General features: G+C 47.4%; 6 protein-coding genes, 1 tRNA gene and 1 other annotated feature. Of the genes, 6 read left to right on the forward strand and 1 reads right to left on the reverse strand.

Annotation, left to right across the window (positions count from 1 at the left end):
• Positions 1 to 157 precede the first annotated feature (157 nt).
• A complete protein-coding gene (locus GBH70_RS15855; protein ID WP_253694023.1) occupies positions 158 to 1,090 on the reverse strand; it encodes a YaaC family protein in 933 nt (310 codons plus the stop codon).
• A 119-nt stretch (positions 1,091 to 1,209) separates the two neighbouring features.
• Between GBH70_RS15855 and guaB the strand changes: the two genes are divergently transcribed.
• The 6 genes from guaB to GBH70_RS15885 all read left to right on the forward strand — a co-directional run bounded on the left by guaB (position 1,210) and on the right by GBH70_RS15885 (position 7,616).
• Positions 1,210 to 2,676, forward strand: coding sequence for an IMP dehydrogenase (gene guaB, locus GBH70_RS15860; protein WP_151681939.1), 1,467 nt, complete (start codon positions 1,210 to 1,212; stop codon positions 2,674 to 2,676).
• A gap of 146 nt (positions 2,677 to 2,822) precedes the next feature.
• Positions 2,823 to 4,139: a serine hydrolase gene (locus tag GBH70_RS15865; RefSeq protein WP_151681940.1), complete on the forward strand. Its 1,317-nt coding sequence runs from the start codon at positions 2,823 to 2,825 to the stop codon at positions 4,137 to 4,139.
• A gap of 203 nt (positions 4,140 to 4,342) precedes the next feature.
• The gene (pdxS, locus tag GBH70_RS15870) at positions 4,343 to 5,227 is read left to right on the forward strand and encodes a pyridoxal 5'-phosphate synthase lyase subunit PdxS (protein ID WP_172967566.1); all 885 of its coding nucleotides are present in this window, start codon (positions 4,343 to 4,345) and stop codon (positions 5,225 to 5,227) included.
• Positions 5,228 to 5,238: 11 nt separating this feature from the next.
• A complete protein-coding gene (pdxT, locus tag GBH70_RS15875; RefSeq protein WP_151681942.1) occupies positions 5,239 to 5,802 on the forward strand; it encodes a pyridoxal 5'-phosphate synthase glutaminase subunit PdxT in 564 nt (187 codons plus the stop codon).
• A gap of 62 nt (positions 5,803 to 5,864) precedes the next feature.
• Positions 5,865 to 6,089: a binding site (T-box leader), on the forward strand.
• Between the two features lie 50 nt (positions 6,090 to 6,139).
• Entirely contained in the window at positions 6,140 to 7,417 is a 1,278-nt protein-coding gene (serS, locus tag GBH70_RS15880; RefSeq protein ID WP_151681943.1) for a serine--tRNA ligase, read from the forward strand.
• 105 nt (positions 7,418 to 7,522) lie between these two features.
• A tRNA-Ser gene (locus GBH70_RS15885) sits at positions 7,523 to 7,616 on the forward strand.
• The last annotated feature ends 38 nt before the right edge of the window (positions 7,617 to 7,654 follow it).

The raw sequence follows: 7,654 nt of genomic DNA on the forward strand, positions 1-7,654 counted from the left end.
CTCGCATATTTTAAAGTATCCGGGGTCGTTCGGTTCTCCTGGATAAAGGAATCCGGCCATTTTTCAATAAAAATACTGATACGTTAAAATACGGGGTACCAGCTTTTTTCCCCATACGCCAAATGAAAACTCCGCCTCCTCATGCCACAAAATGTATTCATTCATTTTTAGCCGTAAGAAACTGCAGGCATAAGAACGGTCCTTTTTCCATTGCGGTGTGCAAAAAAAGGGTGATGGCCGGGAAGTCGGATGTTTCCCGGCTTTTGAGCAGTTCCGCCCACCATTCCGTTTCGTACCGGGAGATCATGCTGAGGTTGTACAAAAGCAAGTAATGGACCAGTATATCCGGGAGGTCGTTTTCTTTATGCATTTTAAACGGAAAGCAAAATTGCTTTTTAAAAAGATGGAACCGAAACGGCAGGGGAAGAAACTCGCCGCAAGAAAATGAAACGCCCCCTTCATCCGCTCCAACGCCCTCAAGTCTGCCGTGCATTTTTTCAGCCAAATAGTTGGAAAATCTTTCAGCTGTCATATGAAAGCCGTCCAGAACCTTGGAAGGCAGGAGGTATTTGCCGCCTTTTTCTTCAACAAAAATAAAATGCTTTTGATGGGGAAATGCAGTGTCGAGTTCCGGAATTTGCATGAGCAGGCTTTGCATGGAATATTTATTGCCTTCTAACGGGCCAAGCTGAAACATTTTATTTGCGAGATGGGCGCATAACCCCATTTTTTGGATTTTGACTTCATCTCCACCAAACCGGTAGTTTTGTTTCTTTTTTTTCCGCGATGTTACTCCGTGTGCCAGGACAGAAGTCGTTTCGGGATAGAGCGGGTCGACTGACAGCAGGCAGGCTTTCAGCAAATGGACAAAGCCGTAAAAAAGCAGGACGGGCTGGATCGAAACGGGTGCCTGTATTGCCTGACGGTAGTAAGCTTCCCCATGTTCCAGGTAATACATAAAAGCGTAGCAGTTCTCATAGCTTTTGGCGGAAAAATCGTCATACCCCGCAGTTTTATACCGGTTCTTTAAATATGCTTGTGTATATTCAGCCGATTGAAATTGTATCAGTTCGTCCCAGTGATTGATCACAGCCAATATTTCGCCCTCCGAATTAACTGAATAGTTTTATATGTCGTTAGGATCTTGACAGTATTATGTCCAATTGATAACCTACTAATAATATTCTTATCAGTTCAGGAGGGGTTCGCATGTGGGAATCGAAGTTCGTGAAGGAAGGCCTTACTTTTGATGATGTACTTTTAATACCTGCGAAATCAGACGTATTGCCAAAAGATGTCAACACAAGTGTAGCATTGACCGGAACATTGGAACTGAACATCCCGATTATCAGCGCCGGCATGGATACCGTTACGGAAGCAGAAATGGCGATTGCGATGGCAAGGCAGGGCGGACTCGGCATCATCCATAAAAATATGAGCATTGAACAGCAGGCGGAACAGGTGGACCGTGTAAAACGATCGGAAAACGGCGTCATCACCAATCCGTTTTTCCTTACTCCGGATGAGCAGGTGTTTGCGGCAGAGCATTTAATGAGCAAGTACCGGATTTCCGGTGTGCCGATTGTTAATAACCGGGAAGAACAGAAACTTGTCGGGATTTTGACCAACCGCGACATGCGGTTCATTGAAGATTATTCCATTCAAATCTCGGACGTCATGACGAAGGAAAATTTGGTGACGGCCCCCGTAGGTACGACATTGAATGAAGCGGAACAGCTTTTGCACCGCTATAAAATTGAAAAGCTTCCGCTTGTTGATGGCAACGGCGTGCTGAAAGGGCTCATTACGATCAAAGATATCGAAAAAGTCATCGAATTTCCAAATGCTGCAAAAGACGAACAAGGCCGCCTTTTAGCCGGTGCGGCGGTCGGCGTAACGAAAGATGCGATGAAACGGGTGGAAATGCTTGTTGAAGCCGGGGTTGACGTGATTGTCATCGATACGGCACACGGCCATTCAAAAGATGTACTTGAGACGGTTGCGCAAATCCGGAAAGCTTACCCTTCATTAAATATGATTGCGGGGAATGTCGCAACGGCGGAAGGAACAAAAGCGCTGATTGATGCCGGTGCCGATATTGTAAAAGTCGGGATCGGACCGGGTTCAATCTGCACTACAAGGGTTGTCGCCGGCGTCGGTGTGCCGCAAATTACGGCGATCTACGATTGTGCAACGGAAGCGAGAAAATACGGAAAGGCGATCATTGCGGACGGCGGCATCAAATATTCCGGCGATATTGTAAAAGCATTGGCTGCAGGCGGCCATGCCGTCATGCTCGGAAGCTTGCTTGCCGGGACGTCGGAAAGCCCGGGGGAAACGGAAATTTACCAGGGGCGGCAGTATAAAGTTTACCGCGGCATGGGGTCGATTGGTGCAATGGAAAAAGGGTCCAGAGACCGCTACTTCCAAGAAGATGCGAAAAAACTTGTGCCGGAAGGGATTGAAGGCCGTGTTCCATTTAAAGGCAGCCTGCAGGATGTGATCTATCAATTAATCGGCGGCCTGCGTTCCGGTATGGGATACTGCGGTGCGAAAGATTTAACAGCATTGCGGGAAGAAGCCCAGTTTATCCGTATGACAGGGGCAGGTTTACGCGAAAGCCATCCGCATGATGTGCAAATCACAAAAGAAGCACCGAATTATTCTTTATCTTAATAAACTCAAGAATGCGTATGGCTGTGGCGGGAGCGATTCCTCCTGCCATTTTTTATGTGATTTTATAGACTTTGTTCATCTACTTTTTCAGCTTGAACTATGTTAAAATATGCAAAGTGCATACATATCATGATGGAGGGTTAAAAGTGAAAAAAAGGTTGCAGAAAATGACATTCGCTTTTTTGGCGTGCCTTTTGGCTGCAGGGGTTTTGCAGCTGCCAAAAAAAGCTTATGCGCAGGATAATTTGGACATTCATGCAAAAGCAGCGATTCTCATCGATGCGGACAACGGACAAATATTGTATGAGAAAAATGCTGACCAGGCATTGGGTATTGCTTCCATGAGCAAAATGATGACGGAATACCTTCTTTTAAAAGCAATCCATGAAAAGAAAATCTCATGGGATCAAAAAGTGACGATCAGCGATTATGCGTACCACGTTTCCCAAAAGCGTGACCTTTCCAATGTGCCGTTAAGAAAAGGCGAGAAATATACCGTGAAAGAATTGTTCCAGGCAATGGCCATTTATTCGGCAAACGGCGCAACCATCGCACTTGCGGAAACGTTGGGCGGAACGGAAAAAAACTACCTTAACATGATGAATAAACAGGCAAAAACATTCGGCCTGACGAATTATAAGTTTGTGAACGCAACAGGCTTAAATAACAGGGATTTAGACGGCATGCAACCGGGTGGGACAGGCAGTACGGAAGAAAATCTTGTGTCAGCTAGATCTGTTGCAAAGATTGCATACCATTTGATCCATGATTACCCTGAAATTTTACAAACAACCAGCATTGCGAAAATGAAATTCCGTGCCGGGACGAATGATGAAATTGCAATGCAGAACTGGAACTGGATGCTCCCTTCTTTGGTGTACGGAAGGCAGGGCGTTGACGGCCTGAAAACCGGCAACACGGATTATGCGGGATATTGCTTTACAGGAACGTCAAAACAAAACGGCATGCGGATTATTACAGTCGTCCTTCATGCGGAAGATGCAAACGGAAAAAGCACGATGAAAGCCCGTTTTGATGAAACGAATAAATTAATGGATTATGCTTATAACAACTTTACAGAGAAAACACTTTACCCGAAAGGCTATACGGTGAAAAAGACGGTCAGCGTGAAAGCCGGGAAAGAAAAGCAGGCTGCTGTCGCCACAAAAGCGCCGCTCATCGTTGCTGTGAAAAACGGAGAAGATAAGATGTACAAGCAGGTTGTAAAACTGGATTCGAAGCAAATCACGGCGCCGGTGAAAAAAGGCATGAAGGTCGGTACATTGTACGCTCAATATACAGGCGGCCAGGAGCTCGGTTACTTGTACGGCCCGAAATCGGCAAACGTTGCTTTGGTCACGAAAAACGATATCGAAAAAGCCAACTGGTTTGTGCGGATGATGCGCGGGATTGGCGGTTTCTTCTCCGGCCTTTGGCAACACACGGTCGGCAGCTTATTTTAAAATTTCAGGGCAAGGATTTCTTGTCCTGTTTTTTTATGGGGATAGTTTCGCGGAATCAACATGGTTCGTCAGCACAGCCTAATGAAAATTCTTTTACAAAGGCGCGGAAAAATTTTGCTTCTTGACAAGCCTGCTTTTTTGGTGTTTATTTAAATTATTGTACATATAAATAAGAATTTTTAATTTTATAAAGGGGCGTACAAATCATGAAAACAGGAACAGATCTAGTGAAACGCGGCATGGCGGAAATGCAGAAGGGCGGAGTCATCATGGATGTCGTCAATGCCGAACAGGCGAAACTTGCTGAAGAGGCAGGCGCTGTCGCCGTAATGGCATTAGAACGCGTTCCGTCCGATATCCGCAAAGCAGGCGGTGTTGCCCGTATGGCTGATCCGCGCATCATCGAAGAAGTGATGGCAGCGGTCAGCATTCCGGTGATGGCAAAAGCAAGAATCGGCCATATTGTAGAAGCACGCGTGCTTGAGGCGATGGGTGTTGATTACATTGATGAAAGTGAAGTATTGACGCCGGCTGATGAAGAATTCCATATCAATAAAAAAGAATTTACTGCCCCGTTTGTGTGCGGCTGCCGTGATTTGGGCGAAGCTGCCCGCCGGATCGGGGAAGGCGCCTCGATGTTAAGGACAAAAGGTGAACCGGGAACAGGGAATATTGTCGAAGCAGTACGGCATATGCGCAGGGTGAATGCACAGGTGCGCAAAGTCGTGAATATGAGCGAAGATGAGCTGATGACGGAAGCAAAGCAGCTTGGTGCCCCTTATGAAGTGTTGCTGCAAATCAAAAAAGAAGGCAGGCTGCCGGTTGTGAACTTTGCTGCAGGCGGGGTGGCGACACCGGCAGATGCGGCTTTAATGATGCAGCTTGGTGCAGACGGTGTGTTTGTCGGATCCGGCATTTTCAAATCGGAAAACCCGGAAAAATATGCAAAAGCGATTGTCGAAGCGACGACCCATTATCAAGATTATAAATTGATTGCCGAATTGTCGAAAGATCTTGGCATGGCAATGAAAGGACTTGAAATTTCAACATTGCCGGCTGAAGCAAGAATGCAGGAGCGCGGCTGGTAAGGAGAATCAGCATGAAGAAAATCGGAGTTTTGGGCCTGCAGGGCGCTGTCCGGGAACATATCCGGGCAGTGGAAAATTGCGGGGCGGAAGGAATCGTCATCAAGAAAAAAGAGCAACTGGAAGAAATAGATGGCCTGATCCTCCCGGGCGGGGAAAGCACAACGATGCGCCGGTTAATTGACCGGTACGGTTTTATGGACGAATTGAAGCAGTTTGCCAAAAGCGGAGGCCCGGTATTCGGCACTTGCGCAGGCCTGATTTTGCTTGCTAAACGCATTGAAGGCCAGAATGATGCCCATATTGGCGCGATGGATATCACGGTTGCGCGCAATTCGTTCGGCCGCCAGCGGGAAAGCTTTGAAGAAACGATCCGTGTTGAAGGTGTGGCGGAAGATTTTCCGGCAGTTTTTATACGCGCGCCCCATATCGTGTCTGTTGAAAACAACGTCGACATCCTTGCCGAATGCCGCGGAAGGATCGTCGCTGTCCGGGAGGGGAACCTGCTTGGATGCTCGTTCCATCCGGAATTAACGGATGATCTGCGCATGACCGAATATTTTTTGAACATGGCGTAAGTCGCGCATAGCCTGTTGCAAATCGGATAAAATTGTAGTACATTAATGTGTAAATTAAGAATGTAAAAGCTATGACAGGAACCAGTAGCAGAACGTTTTTCCGAAAGAGAGTCGGTGGCTGGTGGAAACCGATGGGAAGCTTCTGTGAATCCATCCTTGAGCGGGGTGTTGAAAGTCCGGACGAGTAGGCATCCCCGGGAATAAAAACCCGTTATCCATGCAAAGCGGAAAACAAATGGTTTTGTTTTCAAATTGGGTGGCAACGCGGGTCAACTCTCGTCCCTGTTTCAGGGCGGGAGTTTTTTATTTGAATTATGATAAAAGGAGAAGGATTAGCATGTTGGACATGAAATTTTTGCGTGCGAATTTTGACGAAGTAAAGAAGCGGATGCAGCACCGCGGCGAGGATTTGGCAGATTTTGAAAAATTCGGGGGGCTGGATAAAAAACGCCGTGAACTGATCATGGAAAGCGAGAAGTTAAAAAACAAACGGAATGAAGTTTCGCAGCAGGTAGCGGTGCTGAAGCGCGAAAAGAAAGATGCAACGCATTTGATCGAAGAAATGCGCGAAGTAGGGGATAAAATCAAAAGCCTTGATGCCGAGTTAAAAGAAGTGGAAGCAGAGCTTGAATCATTGATGCTTTCAATTCCAAACATTCCGCATGAAAGCGTGCCGATCGGCGACAGCGAAGACGATAATGTCGAAATCCGCAAATGGGGGGAAGTGCGCCAGTTCGGATTTGAACCGAAACCGCACTGGGATCTTGCGGCAAATTTGGATATTCTTGACTTTGAAAGGGCCGCAAAAGTAACCGGCAGCCGCTTTGTGTTTTATAAAGGGCTCGGCGCCCGCCTGGAACGCGCCCTCTACAATTTCATGCTTGATCTGCATGTGGAGGAACATGGCTATGAAGAAGTTTTGCCGCCGTATATGGTAAATCGCGCCAGCATGACAGGGACGGGGCAGCTGCCGAAATTTGAAGAAGATGCTTTCCTGGTGGAAAGCAAAGACTACTTCCTGATCCCGACAGCCGAAGTGCCGGTGACAAACTACCACCGCGATGAAATTTTGAACGGCGACGATCTGCCGATCAGTTATGTGGCATTCAGCGCCTGTTTCCGTTCCGAAGCGGGTTCTGCCGGGCGTGATACACGCGGTTTGATCCGGCAGCACCAATTCAATAAGGTGGAGCTTGTGAAATTTGTGAAACCGGAAGACTCCTATGACGAACTCGAAAAATTGACGGGCCATGCCGAAAAAGTGCTCCAGCTGTTGGGTCTGCCTTACCGTGTGATGAGCATGTGCACTGCCGACCTCGGTTTTACGGCAGCGAAAAAATATGACATTGAAGTGTGGCTCCCAAGCTCCAATACGTACCGTGAAATTTCTTCTTGCAGCAATTTCGAAGCATTTCAGGCAAGGCGCGCGAATATCCGCTTCCGCAGGGAACCAAACGCCAAACCGGAACATGTCCATACGCTGAACGGTTCAGGGCTTGCGATCGGGCGCACAGTTGCGGCGGTGCTTGAAAATTACCAGCAGGAAGATGGCAGCGTCGTGATTCCTGAAGTGCTCCGTCCGTATATGCGCGTGGATGTGATTAAACCGAAATAAGGCGGAAATACCCGGCTTCCGAATGGCGAAAAGAAGCCGGGTGATTTTTTTATCCTATTCTTGACTTGTTTTGGGGGGGTAGGTTATAATCTTTTCTGTCAATACGGAGGAATACCCAAGTCTGGCTGAAGGGATCGGTCTTGAAAACCGACAGGCGGGTCACACCCGCGCGGGGGTTCGAATCCCTCTTCCTCCGCCACTTAGAGAAGCAAACACGCATAGAAATTGGAGATACAA

Source organism: Weizmannia acidilactici (genome assembly GCF_008974225.1).
Lineage (GTDB): Bacteria > Bacillota > Bacilli > Bacillales > Bacillaceae_C > Weizmannia > Weizmannia acidilactici.

Coding starts and splice junctions, on each gene's coding strand:
- pdxT (WP_151681942.1), top strand. CDS start 5,239: ATGAAGAAAATCGGAGTTTTGGGCCTGCAGGGCGCTGTCCGGGAACAT.
- guaB (WP_151681939.1), top strand. CDS start 1,210: ATGTGGGAATCGAAGTTCGTGAAGGAAGGCCTTACTTTTGATGATGTA.
- serS (WP_151681943.1), top strand. CDS start 6,140: ATGTTGGACATGAAATTTTTGCGTGCGAATTTTGACGAAGTAAAGAAG.